Source organism: Modestobacter sp. VKM Ac-2979 (assembly GCF_026967995.1).
Lineage (GTDB): Bacteria > Actinomycetota > Actinomycetes > Mycobacteriales > Geodermatophilaceae > Modestobacter.
On sequence record NZ_JAPVBO010000001.1, the window covers coordinates 428,892 to 445,697 of the forward strand.

22 protein-coding genes are annotated in these 16,806 nt (G+C 67.4%); 9 read left to right on the plus strand and 13 right to left on the minus strand.

Going from position 1 to position 16,806, the window contains the following annotated elements; translation table 11 throughout:
- Positions 1-132 precede the first annotated feature (132 nt).
- On the minus strand, positions 133-879 hold the full coding sequence (locus O2W15_RS02100) for a pentapeptide repeat-containing protein (protein ID WP_269178188.1): 747 nt from the start codon (positions 877-879) through the stop codon (positions 133-135).
- A gap of 539 nt (positions 880-1,418) precedes the next feature.
- Here O2W15_RS02100 and O2W15_RS02105 point away from each other — a divergent pair.
- Entirely contained in the window at positions 1,419-2,018 is a 600-nt protein-coding gene (locus tag O2W15_RS02105; protein WP_269178189.1) for a hypothetical protein, read from the plus strand.
- 49 nt (positions 2,019-2,067) lie between these two features.
- The gene (locus tag O2W15_RS02110; RefSeq protein WP_269178190.1) at positions 2,068-2,379 is read left to right on the plus strand and encodes a hypothetical protein; all 312 of its coding nucleotides are present in this window, start codon (positions 2,068-2,070) and stop codon (positions 2,377-2,379) included.
- A gap of 32 nt (positions 2,380-2,411) precedes the next feature.
- Here the strand turns inward: O2W15_RS02110 and O2W15_RS02115 are convergent, their stop codons facing one another.
- The 3 genes from O2W15_RS02115 to O2W15_RS02125 all read right to left on the minus strand — a co-directional run bounded on the left by O2W15_RS02115 (position 2,412) and on the right by O2W15_RS02125 (position 4,357).
- The gene (locus O2W15_RS02115) at positions 2,412-3,170 is read right to left on the minus strand and encodes a hypothetical protein (protein ID WP_269178191.1); all 759 of its coding nucleotides are present in this window, start codon (positions 3,168-3,170) and stop codon (positions 2,412-2,414) included.
- Positions 3,171-3,313: 143 nt separating this feature from the next.
- Positions 3,314-3,895: a hypothetical protein gene (locus O2W15_RS02120; protein ID WP_269178192.1), complete on the minus strand. Its 582-nt coding sequence runs from the start codon at positions 3,893-3,895 to the stop codon at positions 3,314-3,316.
- A gap of 90 nt (positions 3,896-3,985) precedes the next feature.
- Complete coding sequence (locus tag O2W15_RS02125; protein WP_269178193.1) at positions 3,986-4,357, minus strand: hypothetical protein; 372 nt, start codon at positions 4,355-4,357, stop codon at positions 3,986-3,988.
- A gap of 338 nt (positions 4,358-4,695) precedes the next feature.
- Here O2W15_RS02125 and O2W15_RS02130 point away from each other — a divergent pair, with 338 nt between their 5' ends.
- Positions 4,696-5,418 carry a hypothetical protein gene (locus O2W15_RS02130; RefSeq protein WP_269178194.1) on the plus strand — a complete coding sequence of 241 codons (723 nt, stop codon included), beginning with the start codon at positions 4,696-4,698 and terminating at the stop codon, positions 5,416-5,418.
- A gap of 568 nt (positions 5,419-5,986) precedes the next feature.
- Here O2W15_RS02130 and O2W15_RS02135 read toward each other — a convergent pair.
- Positions 5,987-6,586 (minus strand): mobilome CxxCx(11)CxxC protein, encoded by a 600-nt coding sequence (locus tag O2W15_RS02135; protein WP_269178195.1) that lies wholly within the window; start codon positions 6,584-6,586, stop codon positions 5,987-5,989.
- Positions 6,587-7,150: 564 nt separating this feature from the next.
- Here O2W15_RS02135 and O2W15_RS02140 point away from each other — a divergent pair.
- The 5 genes from O2W15_RS02140 to O2W15_RS02160 all read left to right on the plus strand — a co-directional run bounded on the left by O2W15_RS02140 (position 7,151) and on the right by O2W15_RS02160 (position 11,385).
- Positions 7,151-7,744 carry a hypothetical protein gene (locus O2W15_RS02140; protein ID WP_269178196.1) on the plus strand — a complete coding sequence of 198 codons (594 nt, stop codon included), beginning with the start codon at positions 7,151-7,153 and terminating at the stop codon, positions 7,742-7,744.
- Positions 7,745-7,867: 123 nt separating this feature from the next.
- Positions 7,868-9,397, plus strand: a complete 1,530-nt coding sequence (locus O2W15_RS02145) for a major capsid protein (RefSeq protein WP_269178197.1) — start codon at positions 7,868-7,870, stop codon at positions 9,395-9,397.
- A 128-nt stretch (positions 9,398-9,525) separates the two neighbouring features.
- Positions 9,526-9,795 carry an HGGxSTG domain-containing protein gene (locus O2W15_RS02150; protein WP_269178518.1) on the plus strand — a complete coding sequence of 90 codons (270 nt, stop codon included), beginning with the start codon at positions 9,526-9,528 and terminating at the stop codon, positions 9,793-9,795.
- 30 nt (positions 9,796-9,825) lie between these two features.
- A protein-coding gene (locus O2W15_RS02155) for an IS3 family transposase (protein ID WP_269178198.1) occupies positions 9,826-10,994 on the plus strand; the annotation gives its coding sequence in 2 pieces (ribosomal slippage) (positions 9,826-10,123 and positions 10,123-10,994; 1,170 coding nt in all).
- A 52-nt stretch (positions 10,995-11,046) separates the two neighbouring features.
- Positions 11,047-11,385: a hypothetical protein gene (locus O2W15_RS02160; RefSeq protein ID WP_269178199.1), complete on the plus strand. Its 339-nt coding sequence runs from the start codon at positions 11,047-11,049 to the stop codon at positions 11,383-11,385.
- Between the two features lie 20 nt (positions 11,386-11,405).
- Here O2W15_RS02160 and O2W15_RS02165 read toward each other — a convergent pair whose 3' ends face one another.
- The 4 genes from O2W15_RS02165 to O2W15_RS02180 form a co-directional block, all read right to left on the minus strand.
- A complete protein-coding gene (locus tag O2W15_RS02165; protein ID WP_269178200.1) occupies positions 11,406-12,101 on the minus strand; it encodes a hypothetical protein in 696 nt (231 codons plus the stop codon).
- A gap of 144 nt (positions 12,102-12,245) precedes the next feature.
- Positions 12,246-12,626, minus strand: coding sequence for an ATPase, T2SS/T4P/T4SS family (locus O2W15_RS02170; protein WP_331253856.1), 381 nt, complete (start codon positions 12,624-12,626; stop codon positions 12,246-12,248).
- On the minus strand, positions 12,526-13,098 hold the full coding sequence (locus O2W15_RS02175) for a hypothetical protein (RefSeq protein ID WP_269178202.1): 573 nt from the start codon (positions 13,096-13,098) through the stop codon (positions 12,526-12,528). Before O2W15_RS02175 ends, O2W15_RS02170 begins: the two co-directional genes overlap by 101 nt.
- 48 nt (positions 13,099-13,146) lie before the next feature.
- Positions 13,147-13,776 carry an ATPase, T2SS/T4P/T4SS family gene (locus tag O2W15_RS02180; protein ID WP_269178203.1) on the minus strand — a complete coding sequence of 210 codons (630 nt, stop codon included), beginning with the start codon at positions 13,774-13,776 and terminating at the stop codon, positions 13,147-13,149.
- A 780-nt stretch (positions 13,777-14,556) separates the two neighbouring features.
- Between O2W15_RS02180 and O2W15_RS02185 the strand changes: the two genes are divergently transcribed.
- Entirely contained in the window at positions 14,557-14,727 is a 171-nt protein-coding gene (locus tag O2W15_RS02185; protein WP_269178204.1) for a hypothetical protein, read from the plus strand.
- 37 nt (positions 14,728-14,764) lie between these two features.
- Here the strand turns inward: O2W15_RS02185 and O2W15_RS02190 are convergent, their stop codons facing one another.
- The 4 genes from O2W15_RS02190 to O2W15_RS02205 are packed head-to-tail and all read right to left on the minus strand — an operon-like array spanning position 14,765 to position 16,802.
- Entirely contained in the window at positions 14,765-15,232 is a 468-nt protein-coding gene (locus O2W15_RS02190; RefSeq protein WP_269178205.1) for a hypothetical protein, read from the minus strand.
- A complete protein-coding gene (locus tag O2W15_RS02195) occupies positions 15,229-15,636 on the minus strand; it encodes a TadE/TadG family type IV pilus assembly protein (RefSeq protein WP_269178206.1) in 408 nt (135 codons plus the stop codon). The genes O2W15_RS02190 and O2W15_RS02195 overlap by 4 nt, the downstream gene beginning before the upstream one ends.
- Positions 15,626-15,832, minus strand: coding sequence for a hypothetical protein (locus tag O2W15_RS02200; RefSeq protein WP_269160612.1), 207 nt, complete (start codon positions 15,830-15,832; stop codon positions 15,626-15,628). The genes O2W15_RS02195 and O2W15_RS02200 overlap by 11 nt, the downstream gene beginning before the upstream one ends.
- 28 nt (positions 15,833-15,860) lie before the next feature.
- Positions 15,861-16,802: a type II secretion system F family protein gene (locus tag O2W15_RS02205; protein ID WP_269178207.1), complete on the minus strand. Its 942-nt coding sequence runs from the start codon at positions 16,800-16,802 to the stop codon at positions 15,861-15,863.
- Positions 16,803-16,806 lie beyond the last annotated feature (4 nt).

The following is a 16,806-nucleotide window of genomic DNA, read 5'->3' on the forward strand; positions in this document are numbered from 1 at the left end:
CCATACCCGAGTGACCGTCACCCTCTCCGACTTCAACCAGGGTCCCCCCCCTGGGGGGTAGACACCCCCCCTCAGCCCCCTCACGCCCGGAGGTGAGGGCAGCGGGGTGAGCTGCGGAATGGTCGGCCGGGGTCACCCGTCGCATTCTGGTGAAGGCGGCATGAAGCCTCGGGGCCACTTCGTTCGGGAGTCATAGCAGACGCCATCGATGGTGGTCGCATCCACGAGCGCGGGACTCGTCGATAGATCCGCGCCGGACAGGTCCGCTCCCCGCAAGTCTGCGCCTTGCAGCCGCGCGTCAGCCAGCCAGGCGTTACGCAGATCAGTGTTGATTAGATTCGCGCCTTCCAGATCCGTCGACCACAGTCGGGCGTTCGTCATATCGGCACCGAAAAGGTTGGCGTTGCGAAGATTAGTGTATTGCAAGACGGAACCATTCAGGTCGGCGTTAGATAGGTCGGCACATGAAGGCTCGCTTGGTGCACTGCAACCGAGATGCAAGCCGGACAGGTTCGCACCTCGCAAGTTCATGATCATGAACGGCTTGATTCCATCAGAGTCACCCGACCGCTCCCGCACGAAACGCACATTTTCAACAATCTGCTGTTGCGCGTTCCGCAGATCCTCCCTCGCTTCCTGCCTATCGGCAATCCGAGCGTCAAGATGGAACGTGATAGCAATCGCTAAGAGTGCGATGCCCAGGTCGCGGACGACCTCGTAAGCATGCTTGCTAAAGAAGGACGAGACCTGACCACCGCTTCGGCCACCTCGACTAGTCGCCACGCCGACCGCCCCCTCGCTACTGGTTGGCTCAGAGCGTCCCAGGAAGCACCCCCCAGCCGCGAGAGAGTGGCGTGGCTTTTCGTCGAGAGCTAACACCCCCCACCTCACTGCCAGCCCTAAAGGAGACACCCTTTGCCTCGTGGAGTCACGCCTCGCTCCGGCCGAGTCCCCACCTTCGACGGCCACCTCACCGTCCTGTCCCGCGAGGGCCGTCAGCATCCAGCCCCCGATTGGCCCTTGCCCGGTGAAGCAAGCCCCCGGGAAGCCCTGCTATGGGAGCAGGAGTGGACCCGGCCCCAAGCCGTCATCTGGCAACAGGACCGCCTGGAGAACGACGTCGCCCTCTACGTGCGCAAGCGCGCCGAAGCAGAGGCGCCCGGGTCCTCCAGCGCCAGCGTGGACACCATGCGGCGACTCCTGGACGACCTACTGCTCACTATCCCGGCCATGCGCCGAGCCGGGGTAGTGATCGGTGAGGACCCCGCGTCCCCTGGCTCCGCTGGCCACTCCGTTCGTCACGCTCCGGACCCCAGCCGATCCAGCGGCTCCCCGCGTTCTGCCCGAGAACGCTTTCGCGTCGTCCAGCCCGACAGCGGCTGGCAGGCCACCCCCAACGACACCGACAAGGACCCCGCATGACCACCAACAACATCACCGCTGCCGAGACCCGCCTGGCGGCCCTTCTGGCCGACGCCGACCGGCTGGCTACTGCTCTAGCCAACGCCGTGGCCGCGCAGAAGGCTCATGGCGTCGGTGCCGACGACGAGGACCAGGACGACCAGCCCACCGGGACGCCGACCTTGGCCGGTCGCCTCCGCGAGGCCGAGCGCGTGCTGGAGGACGCCCAGGCCGTCGCCCGAGCCGAGCGGAAGCAGCTCTCCGAGCCCCGGGGTGCCGCCGCCGGGGTGGCCGAGGCCCGCCGCCGGGCGGGCAAGCCCGTCGAGCCTCGCCCGGACGTGGAGGTGAGCCCGGCGACTGCCGCCGCCGTCACCGCCGCCGAGAAGGCCGTCACCCAACTCCGTGCCGAGTCCCGGCGGGAGCAGGAGGCGAGCTGGCAGAGCGGCATCGAGGCGGCTCGCGTCGAAGCCCGCCGTAGGCACCCCGTCAAGCCCGGCGAGACGGCGACCGAGGACGCCGCCTCTGAACCCGCGTCCACCGAAGCCACGTCCGGCTCCACGTCGGCAGGGGGCCGGGCCGAGGCCCAGCGCCGCATCGCCGCACGAGGCCGTCGGTGACCGCCCCACTGACGCCGACGTCATCGGCGGCATCGTCGTCCCGCCGGAGATGCGGCCCCGCATCGTCTCCGCTCTCCGAGGCACCTACCCCGCCCTCGTCGGTGACGAGACCGACCCCGACGTCATCGTCCAGACCGTCACCCGCGACTGGATCTCCCAGATTCTCGTGGCCTGGGAGGGCCGGGAGGCCGAGGCGGCGCACGCCGAGCAGCTCGCCACGTTGCAGGCCGAGCACCGGGTCCTGGCCGAGAAGGCCCACGAGAAGGCCCTCAAGGACGTCGAGCAGATCGTCAAGAAGGCCCATAAGGCCGCGAAGAAGACCCCCATTCCCACCACTCTCAACGCGGAGACCCCCAAGTGAGCACCCCCGCCCTCAAGCAGTGCTCCCAGTTTCTACTTGCGGTGCTCGTTGGACTGGCTTAGGAAACCGACCATGCCGGTCATCACCTGCACTAGCACTAAATAGCGGACGGTCGTCCGCCACGCAGATGTATCACTGATATCCCCGGACAGCACTCCCAGTGAGATGAAGAGCACGCCAAGAGCTGGCCCAGCGAAGAAGACGTACAGCATAAAGTGCTGCCACCCCTGCATGCCCTCAGCCTCTTTCCTGTTCACCGCGTACATACCTCCTAGAAGGAAGACCAAGGCGGCGGTTGTGGCGACGGAGTAGAAGTCCTCGTGCATCCGCGAAGCATGGCTGATGCCGCCTGACGTGACGCGTCGAGCTGGGCGCGCTACCGCTGTAGGGTCACTCCGCGGAACGAGGACCTGGCTGGCGAGGACGCGGCATGAGCCGCTGCCTACGAACTTCGGCCGCTTTTTGAACTTGACGACGCACATCCGAGTTGAGATGACCAAGGCCCCACCCTCCGCCTCCGCGTCGACCAGGATGATCGGGACGCCTTCGACGCTCTCCCGCGCCTGGCCCCGGAGAGCGGGACCCCGCCGGACTTCATCCCGCCGACCGTGGACGTCACCGACCTGGACACCGGCCTCCTCTACGAGGTGAGCCGCTGGTGGTGCGGTGCCGACTGCGGATGCGCGGCGTGGGCGGAGGCGGTAGAGCCGGAGGACGGCGAGTACGCGCTCCAGCGGGAGATCCGCCGCCTCCGCTTTCTCTGTGATGACAACGGCGTCGACCCCGTCCACCCGAGGTTCCGGGTTCCTGCACGGCTCTGACGGGCATCCCGCAGACGCGGCGTAGATCCGGCAAGTCCAAGACACACCGAATTACCACGAAGGCCCCGTCTCCTCTTCCCGAGGAGGCGGGGCCTTCTCGCGTTCCGGGCCGTTCACACGCCGCCACCCTTGATCGCCTTGGTGACGTCGGTGATGGCGTTCCTGACCTCATGCAAAGTCCCCAGCGGCACTCCCGAGGTCTCGGCCCATTGGGAAAGATCAATCGTATAGCGCAACGTCTTAATGGCTCCGAACGACCCCACGGCGTCCACCGTTACCGAGTAGGACGTGGGAGCATCATCGGTGATGACTTTATTGGGATCGCCGATGCTCCACGTCATCCAGCGCCCAGGGGCCAGCGCCGAGATTCCACCGTCGAGAGCCGAGAAGACTCCCCCGTCGCGCTCGCTCGCGTCCCGCAGCGGGGGGTCGAAACTCACCCGAATGTCCTCCGCTACCGTGGGACCGCCGTTCTGTACGACGACCTTGAGAAGTTGTCCGTGACCTTCATCCGGGCGAATGTCTGCCCAGACGTACGGCTCCGTCGCGTCTCGGTGCATCTGCCTCTGTAGCTCGGTCTGCTCCCGCGCTTCGGTGACTTGGTCCTTGGCGCTCTTGGCTTGGTAGAACGCGGCAACAAGCGCCACCAATGAGATGCCAGCGGCGACTATCGCCACGACTGCTGCAATGTCCATAGTGGCAGCGTTACATACATATCTGGAATGGCAAGGTCCGACAGGAAAGCGACCCTTGGACCCCATTGGCGGTGGCGAAGTGCCGCCCTCCTAGGGCCGTTCGCCCATCCGGAACAGCAGGTGGGCCACCGTGAGCCCCCGGATCATCGCGGCGCCACCGAGAGCGTTGTTGTGCTCCGTCTGCTCCCAGACGTGGTCGAGATGCTCCAAGCGCCATCCGAGCGCCTCGACCTCCTCAATCATCACGGCCGGATCCCAACGCCTGACCTGGGTGCTCCGCTTGCCTCCCATGCCGAGGCCACTGCCCGTGGTGAACTCCACGGTCACAGAGCAGGTGAAGATCCGGCGACCGGAGTCCCTGGCCCGGATCGCGGCCTCAACGATGGCCCGCACCTCGGCCTCGGGAACCATGTTGCCGTCGTCGGACTGATTATCGCCCGCCTTCTGTCTCCCGAACGCCATGACGGGACCCTAGGACCACCGCGACCGAGGCCGCCGCTGGAGGCCTACAGGTCAACGGCGGCTCTGGCCCGCTCATCGAAAGCCTCACGGTCAACACCACCGAGGCTGGCCCCGCCGCCACGGTGGACGCCGTGACGTGGGCTCTCCGCAAGGCCAAGCGGGGCGGCGGCTTCCGCTGATCTCCCGCGTCTGAGCACCGACACCGGCCCCGTCCGCTTGGCGGAGGGCGGGGCCCTGCGGTCGTCGCGCCGGAGCTGCCCCTGTGACAGGAGGGGCGGGCGTGCTCATGCAGACCGCAGGCAAGCGCGTCGCCGGTCCCCGGTGAGAAGGTCGTGACTGTGAAGAACGCTGCCGCCCTGCTCGCTGACCTGATCGAGGAGTGGACGATTCCCCAGGGGGCCAGCGCCCTCAGTCATCGCCGCACGGTGGCGACGCAGCGCGGAACCTCGCTTTGGCCGCTGCATCAGCGCGCGGTCGGCTACCTCGTGCAGGTGGAACGCGACCTCGACGCGCTCCGAGCGGCCGGAGACGACGTTGACTACTACCTAGAGACCCTCCCGTTTTGGTACGAGGCCGTCTTTTCGATCAACCACGGCTGGAACGGCCTGGCCACCAAGACCGCTCCTGCTATTGACCCCCGCGACCTTCGTCTCCTTCGCGCACTTGCTGGCACCATTGACACCGCGCGACTAACCCCGAAGCTGTCCGCCGAGCATCTCGCCGACCTACGCCTTGCCATCGACCAGGCCACTGCTCTTATCACCGAGACTGGGGATGACGTTCTCAAGGAGGGGCCGAGGCGGTACTTGCTCGGCCTGGTTTTTGAAGCGGGCAGGGTGCTTGAGGAGATCGAAACTTTTGGCACTGCCGCACTCCGGAGCGTAACTTTTGAGCTGGGCGGAGCTATGGGGTCTGTCGCCGAGATCGCGCAGGACAACAAGACGAAGACGACCTGGCGCGAAGCCTCACGAAAAATGCTGAGCCAGTGGAGCGGAGCAGTACCTATCGCCGCGATCACGTCGGCGGTGGACGTCGCCGTCAAGGGCATCACCAGCGGCTGATAGCGCCGAGACCGCCCCGCACGACACGGCCCCGCCTGCTCCCCGCAGAGGGCGGGCACTTGCAGACCTTTTGAACCCAACCGCGCATGACCACGAAGGCCCCGTCTCCGCACCACGGAGGCGGGGCGTCTTGCGTTTACACGCCGCCAGCTACTGGGCGTCGCCTGCCATGTAGGCCACGAGATTCTCAGCCGTCACCTTGAGGGCGCGGCGTCCGCGAGGCCACTGCCCTTGGCCACCAGAGCAGGCCACCGCTCCGCCGCTGCGGCGACCCTCCCTGCACAACCACGAAGGTCCCCGACCTCCACTTCCGAAGGTCGGGGCCTTCGTCGTTTACGCGCATCGGCCTAGCGCTTCAGTCGTTTAGCCCCTTCCACAACAGGGACAACCACCCGAGAGCGGCCCGAGGTCCACGCCCGGGACGTTTTCAAAGCTCTTGCGCGTGCTTTCGCGCTGCCCCGGATTCTCCCGTCGATACCTGCTGATCATCTCAACAAGGGCATCCTGATCTTGGCTGCCCAGTGTCGCGAACCCGCGAAAGACTCGCTGGGCATTGGCGGACGGTTGGCTAGAAGTCACCGCAAACTCCACACTTAGTCGGCTTCATCGTGGTTGGCACTTCCTTGCAGGATGCGCACGGACGTACATACCTCAGCAGGCCTGCCCTCATACCCCTCCTCTTGTCCTTCGCCGACACACCGATCACGTGGTCCTGCTGACGTTGGGCCTCATCGGCAACGCGCTGAACGTCTAGGCCGTGGCGCAGTAGTTCCTCCGACTCAGGCGGCGTTCTGCCCAGGTCCTCAAACCGTTGTCTCAGCGCCTCGTTGGCCAGGAGAGAGCGCACCGACCGCTCCAAGTCCTCGGACCAGTTCGACAACGAAGCCCAGAGCGCGATGACGAGCTGAACGGCGGCGGCGGCGATGGTAACGGGAAGGACGACCGGCAAGAAGGGGGCGTCGAGCCCGTACCCCAATACCAAGAGACCGACGGCCAATGGGGCAGCGAAGCCGAAGAAGGTCAGCAATTTGATTTTGCGGCGGAGCTTCGCCACCCGAATCTCAAAGATGTACGCAGTGCCCGCAGCATAGATGGCGCGGTCCCAAGCCTCCGACCGCAGCCTATGGAGCGACGACTGCTCGTCTTGCTCTCCTACGGGGATGGGCATCGCCTGAATGATACCCAGGAACAGAGACTGACCCACCCGGCCAAGACGGTGTGCACCTAGCGTTTGCGACCATCATCGCGATCTCCTTGCGCCCGCCTGCTTCGAGCAGCCGGCGCTTGCCGGCCTCCCGCACGTCGGCGGCCTGGGCCCGCAGCACCTCGGCCAGCGGGGTGCTGCGCTTCGCTGGTGGCCCTCCACCGTCCGCGGCGTCCTGAGCCGAGCCGTCTGACCCGCCCCCCAGGCGGCTGAGCGCCGCGCTCGACATACGACAACGCCCACTGCGAGTAATCCCGCAGTGGGCGTCGTCGTCTTGCTTGGAGGTCATCTCAGCCGGTGGCCGAAGCCGCCCTCATCGATGACCTGTGCGTGCATCACGCTCCTGGCGCAGAGCACGGACTGGACTCCTGTAGCGCGCCCCGATCGCCGGTGGGGGAATTTGTCGGCAATTCGTGCTAGACCAGAGACGTGGTGGATTGGGTAGGTCTAACCGGGCCGTTGGCTGCGCCGGCAGCAGCTCTCCTGGGCGTTTTGCTTGGTCGTCAGCAGGCTACGAGCAAGAGTCGCGTGGATCGCCAGGACGAGTATCTGCGCGAGTGCCGCCGCTTGGGTGTTGCATTGATCATGGCTGGCGAAACCCATCGCACGGCAACCATCGAATGGTTCCGGAACATCGATGTCGCCGCGAACGGCGTCATCGTGCCATCTAGCGACAAGTGGTTTGAGCGTTACACCGCTTACAAGAAGGCGTCCACTGCCCTAGAACTTCGCGCAGCCGAGCTCGACGTACTGATCGAGGACCTCCACGTCAGGTTCGCTGCACTGACGATGCACGAAGGCCAAGTTTTCGTTGACCGGTTGGTCGAAGACACCGCGTGGGCGATAAAGCACGCTCACGTCTACGCAAACTTTCAGACGATGAAGCACACGACCGCCGAGGGATACATCACGCGGCAGTACGACGACATTCATTCCTTGCGGGATGCCTGCAAGACTTATCTTGCACCAACCATTGCACAGGAGCAAAGAAGACGACAACGCCGCAAAGATGCGATCACGTGGCCAGGGAGGAAGTTGAAAGAGCTTACGGGATTCTCGCCCAAAGACGAGCCTAAGACGACCGAACAGACGGGCGAGCCAGACGACGTACGATCTACTTAGAACGACGGCCCGGCGCCTTTGAGCGAGGGCAGCAGCGGTGAACCGGTGGCGCGACATGGCGCTACGGCGGCAATCCCGATGTGCGAGTCGATCACCACGTGATCACGCCATCGGGAGTCCAACATGGACCGCATCAAGCAGCTGCTCGGACGAGTGACGGAACTGAGCGACGAAGAGCTCAACGAGCTGAAGACCCTCATCCTCCAGGCCTTCGAAGACAGCCAGGTCGACCCCACCCAGGTCCACGGCGAAGAGCGCTTCGCTCAGCTCGAAGTCCTCGCCTCAGCCGCGACGACGCTCAAGCGCGAAGAGAAGCGCCGCGAGGACAACGTCATCCGTGCGCACGAGTCCCGCACCATCCTGGCCTCGCTGCGCGACCAGTCCTCCCCTCGGAGTCGACTGGTCGTTCCCGGTGATCGTCGGCCTCGCCTCTCCCCCGGCGGCTCGTCGCACGCGATGACCGCCAGCGGTACCGCGATCAACGACCGCGCCTCCCTGGCTGGGGAGATCGTTGACGCGCTGCGCAGCAACCGCGCCGCGAACACCGCGAACGGCCGCGTCCTGCTGGCGCGGGTCCACGCTGATCGACCTGCCGCGCAAACCCTCAGCAGCGACGACCCGGTGAGCACCACAGCGGCACTCGACGCCGCCGCCGAGGCACACAGCCACGCAGCCGTGCAGGCCATCGTGGCGGCCGGTGGGCTCGGTGCGCCGGAGGACACCGACTACGCGCTGCCCGGCTCGGAGGTCAACGACCGGCCGGTCAAGCAGTCGCTGCCGACGTTCACCACGACCCGTGGCGCAGTGCGGTTCATGCGTCCGCCGACGCTGGCCGATCTGGAAGGCGCAATCGACATCTGGGACGTGGCCGATGACCTCGCCGCCGTGACCGACCCGACGGTGCGCAAGCCGAGCCTGCGCGTCGTTCCCGGCCCGGAGATCCTCGTGACCGTCCAGGCCGTCACCAACATCCTGACGTTCGGCAACCTGCTCGCTCGGACTTACCCGGAGCACATCGCGCGGGTGACGGACCTGGCGATGACGCTGCACGCCCGGATCGCCGAGCAGCAGTTGCTCACGCAGATCGGCTCGCTGTCGACGTCGGTGTCCGGCGCTACCGGTGAGGGCAACGGCCTCGGTGCGACTCGCGTGCTGCTGCCACTGCTGGACCGCGCCGCCACGGGGATACGCAACCGGCTGCGGACGGCACCAGACACCCCGTTGCAGCTGATCCTGCCGCACTGGGCCAAGGGCATCCTCCGGTCCGATCTGGCGCTGCAGGAGCCCGGCGACGCCACGATCGGCATCAGCGACGCCGAGCTGGGGCAGTACCTCGCGTCGCGGAACCTGGCACCGACGTGGGCCCTGGACGGTGAGGCCGGGCAGCAGTTCGATCCGCAGGCACCCGGCGCGGTCAACGCGTGGCCGACCAGCGTCGTGAGCTACATGTTCCCGGCCGGGGCCTTCCAGTTCCTCGACGGCGGCACGCTCGACCTCGGCCTGGTGCGGGACTCGACGCTGAACGCGGCGAACGACTTCCAGATGTTCTCTGAGACGTTCGAGTCCGTGCTGTTCCGTGGTGGCGAGGCGCTGCGCATCGACCAGGCGCTGACCCCCTCGGGCATCGCACGCGCCGCCGAGATCGCAGCCTGATGGGGCAGCGCGATCCGCGCTGCGACGCTCCCGGCTGCACGTACATCGCTGTCTCCGACCAGCCGATGTGCGTGCAGCACGGGGGCACCCCGCCCGCGCGGCCCCACACGAACGCACCCGTCGACCACATGCGGCTGTGCCGTGCCCGACGGCGCGACGGCGGCGACTGCACCCAGCCGGCCATGAAGGGCCAGGAGCGGTGCCGCATGCACGGCGGCTCGGTTCCAAGGACCCGCGCCAAGGCCGTCGAGCGCGTCGCGGAAGCCCAAGCCGTCGACCTGGCCAACCGACTCGGCATCCCGCGATCGATCTCCGCCGTCGACGCGCTGCAAGAAGAACTCGACCGCACCCAGGGGCGGATGGGACTGCCCAGGGTTCGGTTGACTCCTCACCTGTGAGGCTTCGGTCTCGCTGGAAGGATCTGCATCGTGCCCAAGCCGTTCCCCAAGGAGTTCCGGGCTGACGTGATCGCGGTTGCCCGGCAGGGTGACCAGTCGGTCGCGCAGGTCGCCAGGAGCTTCGGGGTCTCTGAGTCCTGCTTGCAGCGGTGGTTGAAGATCGCCGACCGCGAGGACAGGGTTTCCGGCCCGACGTCATCGCCGGCTGCCTCGAGCGCCGGGGTCGACCTGGAAGCTGAGAACCGGGAGTTGCGTAAGCGGGCCAAGCAGCTGGAGCAGGAGAACGAGATCCTGCGCCGAGCGACGGCCTACTTCGCCCGCGATGTGCTCCCAAGATGATGTACCCGCTGGTCCAGGACCTGGCCGCCGACAAGATCCCTGTCGCGGTGACCTGCCGGGTGCTGGGCTTCTCCAAGCAGGCGTTCTACAAGTGGCAGGCCGACCCGGTCAGCCAGCGCGACTGGGACGACGCGCACCTGATCAACGCCGCGATCGACATTCACCACGACGACCCGGGGTTCGGCTACCGGTTCATCACCGACGAGCTCGCCGAACAAGGGGTGCGGGCCTCCCGCAACCGGGTCAATCGGCTGTGCAGCTCCCAGCGCCTGTGGTCGGTGCACTCGCGTAAGCGCGGGCTGAACCGAAAGCCCGGACCACCTGTCCACGACGATCTCGTGCTGCGCCACTTCACCGCCGAGGCGCCCAACCGGCTGTGGCTGACCGACATCACCGAACACCCCACCGCGGAAGGGAAGCTCTACCTCTGCGCGGTGAAGGACGCCTGCTCCAAGCGCATCGTCGGCTACTCCATCGACGCCCGGATGACCTCGGACCTGGCGGTCAACGCGTTGAGCAACGCGCTGGCGCTGCGCGGCCCGGTCGAGGCGATCGTCCACTCCGACCGCGGCAGCCAATTCCGATCGCACGCCTACGTCCGCGCTCTCCGCGACGCACAGCTGCGCGGCTCGATGGGCCGGGTCGGTGCCTGCGCCGACAACGCCGCCATGGAGTCCTTCTTCAGCCTGCTGCAGAAGAACGTCCTCAACCGCCAGCGCTGGACAACCCGTGACCAGCTGCGCCTGGCGATCGTCATCTGGATCGAGAAGACCTACCACCGCCGCCGGCGCCAAGACGCCCTCGGCCGCATGACCACCATCGAGTTCGAGACACTGACCCAGGCCGCTCACGCGGCCTGACCGCCCCTAACGAACCGAGTCAACTGAAGCCTGGGCAGTCCCGATCGACTGGTTGGACGGCCAGCTGGCCCACGACCCCAACAACGGCGCGCTGCTGGCGGTCTACTCAGCCGAGCGCGGACATCTGGGCCAGCTCGCCAGCGGGATGGTCACGAGCAAGACCGACGACCGCCGGTCAAAGCTCAACGAGCAGACGGTCACTGCCCTTGAAGTTGCGATCGTCGCCACGCTCCGCGACTTCGGCCTAGACCCGCAAAGCCAGCGCGTCCGCCGAACGATCGGTCGTCATCTGGGCAAGCAGGCTTGGCACAGCGACGCATACACGAGAGAAGACGTGCTCGACGCTGAGGTCGTCTCCGGCGAACCGGTCCCCGAGCCCGTGCAGTTCTAACCGGGAGCGCGCCGCCAAATTCACGAAGACTTGTCTTGGCCCTCCCAGACGAGCGCTGCTGCGGCCAGGCCCACCAGTCCGACCAACACGAGAATCACCGACAAGCATAGGGAAATCCATACTGCAACATTGGAAGCTCCCATCTTGTCAAAGAGTCGCACGAACATGTAGGAAATGAAGGCAATCGGAAGGATTATTAGGAGTATAGCTCGCGCACCCAGTGCCCAATCCACGAGCTTTCCAAGCTTTGATCCACGGGGAAATCCGTGGCGGAGTCGATCACCTGCAATGAATGTCATATTTGGGGGGTACAACAACCGCTCGAGGTTCGCACGCCAAAGAGTGGGCTGTCGCACAGTCATGACGGCGTCAAAGGCGGTCTGATTCATCGAAGACTCGGCACAAAGGAACATCAGACTGGAATACAAGTATGCGATGACCACCGGGAGTGCGGAGTAGACGACAACAAGCTGCGTGACCTTAATGCCCGCGATCGACAGCTCGGACGCCGCTCCGCGAAGGACCAACTCTGCGACCGCAGAGGTCAGCACAAGGACCGTGGTCGTCTTGTTTATGCTCTTTTCGCATTCTCGCCAGTTGGTTATCGCCTCGGACAGGAAGGCCTCTTCATAGCCCGACGCCCGCGCGTCCTCGAATGCTTTGCGCACTACATCTTCGATTGCCACCAAACGGCCCCTCCCGGTTACCAGCGCCATGCGGACACAGCAGCCCGCAGGGGGCAAGATGGTGAGGCGCACCGTACCCTGTCGGTAGGACGGGACATAGCATTGCTTCACCTAATCCTGGGGTGCTTGCAGTCAAAAGGGAAGCGGCAAGGCGCGAGCCGAGCCCGTATTCGTTCAGGCCGACTGCGACAGGTCCAGGCACTCCTCCTGGCGCACCTCGCCCACGACCAGCCGGGAGGGCGGCATCCGCAGCGCTTCCTTGACCAGCCGGCGCAGCGGGATCTCTCCGGCGCCCTCGAGGTTGGCCTGCCGGGTCTGCATCGCCACGACGTCGGGCAGCGGCACCCGCAGCTCGAAGACCTCTTCGCAGGTGACCACCCGCTCGCGGGCCGGCACGGCCGCGCACAGGCAGTTCAGCATCGTGGTCTTGCCGGCCTGGGTCCACGTCCGAACCCTAATCAGCCTCCTCGACATCCCACGCCCAAGACCGGCGCTTTTCGGTTGGCGGCAGCCCCAGCTCAGACCGCATTTCGGCAAGCAGCTCCGATACAACATCACGAGTCCGGAGCATCCTGCGGAGGTACTCCTGCACCATTCCGCCCTCAAAGAACGGGACTTGCACTCCGCCGACGTGCCCGCCAAAGCCCGCGAGACGCTCAGCTAGCTCGACAACGGGAAGGGAGGCGATGAGCCGGAGTTGACCGAACGCTGGCCGGAGATCGTTCGCCCACCGGCGCTCGTACGCGTCATTTGCCGCTTCGAGAGCTTGTTTGTCTTCTTCGGCCAGCTGTTTCGACTCACCGCCCAGTAGGTGGGAAACGCGTTCGAGGTCATTGAGCATGGACTCGATCACCCCCAGGAAGGTGCTGTAGATCAGCCGTCTATCAGCCAGCCACCTGCGGTCGTCCTCGGCCTTGACACGCCGCTTGTCACTGGCCCTAGACACAAGACCACTCAGCAGTGCGCCAGCACTCGCCCCGGCCAGCGCGAACACGCCTGTGACGAGCGGCGGTGCTAGGTCTGCCATGTGGCAAGAGTAGAAGTCACCGTCCGGGCGACGCATTTAGAGACGGGTCTAGGCTCCTTGCGCGGTGCCGCCGGAGACCAGGATGTTGAGCCCGGCGGCGACCGACGCCTCCAGGAACCGAGCGACCTGCGAGGTCAGCGTGCCCAGCGCGACCAGCTCGTCGAGCGAGTGCGCCTGGAGCACGAACTTCCGGATGTTGACCGGCATGTGCCGGCGCGTGACATCCGGGATCACGACGTGCAGCCGCGACCCGTCGGGCAGCATCGCGTCGACGAACGGGGTGGACATGTCGATCCGCCGACCCGAGCTGCGCAGCATCCGCTCGACCAGGTCCGCCAGCTGCCCGGCACCCAGGATCGTCGTGGTCAGCTCACTGCGCCCGCGGCGGGCGACGAACACCCGGCCCGGCTCGTTGACCCAGATCTCCTCGACCTCCGGGTCGTCCAGCCACCGCTGCAGCGGCCCGTAGCCAGCCACCCGGTCCAACACGTCGCGGACGACGCCCTCCGGGTCACCGACCGGCGGCAACGTCGAGGACAGCGAGCGCTCGGAGTAGTCGGCGACGACGTCCCGCACCAGCATCCGCACCGGCCCTGGATCGCCGAACGGGTCGAGCCCCCGGCGCCGGATCAGCTCCCGGACCTCGCCGTCGACGAGATCGACGGCAGAGCTCGCCACCGGCACGACACCCCCGTTGAGCAGCCACTTGGTCAGATGAGTGCCGTGACTGTAAGGGGATGAGACGGCTCCGCGGGGAGCCCTGTGGACGAACAGGGCCCCTCACCCGGCTGGTTCACCCGGTCAGGGGACACGACGACGGCGAAGTGCCCCGCGCGCGCACGGAGAGGTCCCGGCGCAGAACCGGACACGATCGGAGCGGGCTCGCGTCATAGTGGGACATGACCTGGGCCACCCGCGCCGCGGCCGCCGGACTCTCCGCCCTCGCCGGGGTCGCCGCCCGCGACCTCCTGCAGCGCGAGCACACCCTGCTGCGCAACTTTCCGGTGCTCGGCCGGGCCCGCTACCTGCTGGAGTCCATCGGACCGGAGATGCGGCAGTACCTGGTGGCCGGCAACAACGAGGAGCGGCCGTTCACCCGCGACCAACGGCGCTGGGTGTACGCCTCGGCGAAGAAGCAGAACAACTACTTCGGCTTCGGCACCGACAACGACCTCGAGTTCACCGCCGGTTACCCGGTGATCAACCACCGCACCTTCGGCCACGCCGTCCCGGCCACCACCGCGCAGGCCGGCCAGGAGACGCAGGTGCCCAGCGCCAAGGTGCTCGGACACCTGCCCCACCGGCGTCGCCACCCAGAACGCCTGGCTCGCCCACGGCCTCGACCCGGCGCTGAAGTCGGTCCGGGCGGGCACCTACATCCAGACGCTCCGACGCGACCTGATCAGGGTCGCCGAGGCCTGCGGCGTCGAGCACCCCGGCCTCATCGACACCTCGGCGGTGGAGATCCTCACCGGCCGCACTGCCTCGCGCCCGCTCTCCGAGGTCTACGAGTACGAGCCGACCTGGGGACTGCCCTCGGCGGCCGACCGCGAGCAGATCGTGCAGCTGATGACCGGCGAGGCACCGCAAGGCGGCAGCGCCCCGCCGTCCACCACCTCCATCGACTGAGCCGGTCAGCCGATGAAGGTGGTGAACGGGGGCACGGTCAGCCGTCGACGTAGCGGTCGCGTTCGACGAGGAACTGGCCGGTGGCGGTGTTGGCGTCGATGAACTCCGGCAGCAGCGGGATCCGCACGGTCACCGTCACGCACACCGAGAACTCCTCCCCCGGCACCAGCGACGGCCAGTAACCGCCCGCCGCCTCGCACCCGGCGCCGGCCGGCGCATACGCCAGGACGACGTCGGTCGCCTCCACCGACTGGTCGGCCACCGCGATCGCCACCGCCGCCTCCGCGCGCGCCTGCCCGGTCGCCACGTCCGGCGCAGTGGCGATCGCCCGCCCCGCCTCCCGCGCCGCCGCGTTGGCCGCGAACACCCCGCGCTGGACGGCGGAGAACCCGGCCACGATGTAGACCAGCGGCAGGAACACCACCAGCGCGATGAACACGAACTCCACGATCGCCGACCCCTGCTCGGAGCCGCCGACACCCAGCCGCGCCCGGATCCAGTTCACGGCGTCTCCGCCACCGAGCGCCCGGTCGCCGACAACGGCAACAGGTCTCCCAGCGGGGCGAACAGGCTCGGCACCGCGCCGACGCACCGGACGACGACCAGCGTCAGCCCACTCTCGTCGACCTCCTGCACCGATTCGCACGCCAACCCCGCCGCCGTCCCGGCCGAGGTCGCCTGGCCGACGATCTCCAACGTCCGGGCCGCCCCCGCCTCGGTGGGCACGTCGACGTTGGCCGCGTACCGGGCACCCTGCTGCGCGCTGGCCACCACCACGTTGCGCAGGTGCACGTAGACCGCCACCTGCAGCACCGCGAGCAGCAGCGCCACGACCAGCACGCCGACCAACACGAAGTCGACGACCGCGCTCCCCCGCTCGCCGTCGTCCGTCAGCCGCTCACGGCGCACTCGTCACGGACTCCAGCGCGTTCGACACCGCCTCCACGATCGCCGCGCGGAACGGCACGAGGATCGCCAGCACCAGCGCGGCGGTCATCACCGTGATCATCACCCAGCCCGGGACGTCGCCCCGCTCGGGATCGTCCTCCCGCAGCCGGGCCGCCAGCGCAGCCAGCGCGGTCAGAAGGAACGCGTAGGCACGCATCCGTGGTCCTCTCTGTCGGTCACCGGCGTCACTGCGCCAGCGAGACGATGCTGATCAGCCCCGGGTACAGGGCGAACAGGACGGTGACGGGCAGCACCAGGAACACGACCGGGACCATCATCGCGATCTCCTTGCGCCCGCCTGCTTCGAGCAGCCGGCGCTTGCCGGCCTCCCGGACGTCGGCGGCCTGGGCCCGCAGCACTTCGGCCAGCGGGGTGCCGCGCTCGATGGCCACGATCAGTCCGTCGACGAAGCGGGCCAGCGGGTCCAGTGAGGTGCGGTCGGCCAGCTGCTGCAGCGCATCGACCAGCGACACCCCGGCGCGGGCCCGGGCCAGGGTCGCGCCCAGCTCCCGGGCCAGCTCTCCACCGGACAGCCGGGTGACCCGGGCGATCGCCGCGGTCGGGCTCTCCCCCGCCGTCACGGCCAGCGCCAGCAGCTCGGCGACCACCGGGAACTCGGCCAGCAGCAGCTCCTCGCGCCGCTGTACCTGCTGTGTCAGCCACCAGTCCCGGCCCAGCACGCCGCCGACCAGCCCGGCCACGCACAGCAGCACGACCGACAGCAGGTTCACCGTCCCGGCCAGCGCCGACCCCAGCACGGCCAGGACGGCGGCGCCCAGCAGCCCGAGCCCGCCCCACACGACCTGCTCGATCCGGAAGTCCTCGACGGTCGCGTCGGCGTTCAGCGCGTCGAGGCGCCGCCGCACCGCCACCCGGCCACCGAGCAACCGGTCGACGTGCCGCGCACCGTCGGCCAGCACCGGGCCGAACACCCGCCGGGCGGCGCTGAGCACCCCCGGCTGGGTGGCGGTGCCCAGCAGTCGGGACGGCGCCGGGCTGTCGTGCACGTAGGGCGCCAGCCGGTCGACCAGCCGCACCTGCCGGAACGGCGGCGCGAAGCTCACCGCCAGCAGCACGCCGGTGGCCGCGACCAGCCCCAGCAGCATGCCGGTCAGCCCGGCGCTCACGACG

What these genes read in the sequence shown, in the direction of transcription:
- O2W15_RS02135 (WP_269178195.1), bottom strand. Translation starts at nt 6,586, where the DNA reads ATGCCCATCCCCGTAGGAGAGCAAGACGAGCAGTCGTCGCTCCATAGG.
- O2W15_RS02175 (WP_269178202.1), bottom strand. Translation starts at nt 13,098, where the DNA reads ATGGCAGACCTAGCACCGCCGCTCGTCACAGGCGTGTTCGCGCTGGCC.
- O2W15_RS02150 (WP_269178518.1), top strand. Translation starts at nt 9,526, where the DNA reads ATGCGGCTGTGCCGTGCCCGACGGCGCGACGGCGGCGACTGCACCCAG.
- O2W15_RS02145 (WP_269178197.1), top strand. Translation starts at nt 7,868, where the DNA reads ATGGACCGCATCAAGCAGCTGCTCGGACGAGTGACGGAACTGAGCGAC.
- O2W15_RS02125 (WP_269178193.1), bottom strand. Translation starts at nt 4,357, where the DNA reads ATGGCGTTCGGGAGACAGAAGGCGGGCGATAATCAGTCCGACGACGGC.
- O2W15_RS02120 (WP_269178192.1), bottom strand. Translation starts at nt 3,895, where the DNA reads ATGGACATTGCAGCAGTCGTGGCGATAGTCGCCGCTGGCATCTCATTG.
- O2W15_RS02170 (WP_331253856.1), bottom strand. Translation starts at nt 12,626, where the DNA reads ATGTTGTATCGGAGCTGCTTGCCGAAATGCGGTCTGAGCTGGGGCTGC.
- O2W15_RS02165 (WP_269178200.1), bottom strand. Translation starts at nt 12,101, where the DNA reads ATGGCGCTGGTAACCGGGAGGGGCCGTTTGGTGGCAATCGAAGATGTA.
- O2W15_RS02105 (WP_269178189.1), top strand. Translation starts at nt 1,419, where the DNA reads ATGACCACCAACAACATCACCGCTGCCGAGACCCGCCTGGCGGCCCTT.
- O2W15_RS02200 (WP_269160612.1), bottom strand. Translation starts at nt 15,832, where the DNA reads ATGCGTGCCTACGCGTTCCTTCTGACCGCGCTGGCTGCGCTGGCGGCC.
- O2W15_RS02110 (WP_269178190.1), top strand. Translation starts at nt 2,068, where the DNA reads ATGCGGCCCCGCATCGTCTCCGCTCTCCGAGGCACCTACCCCGCCCTC.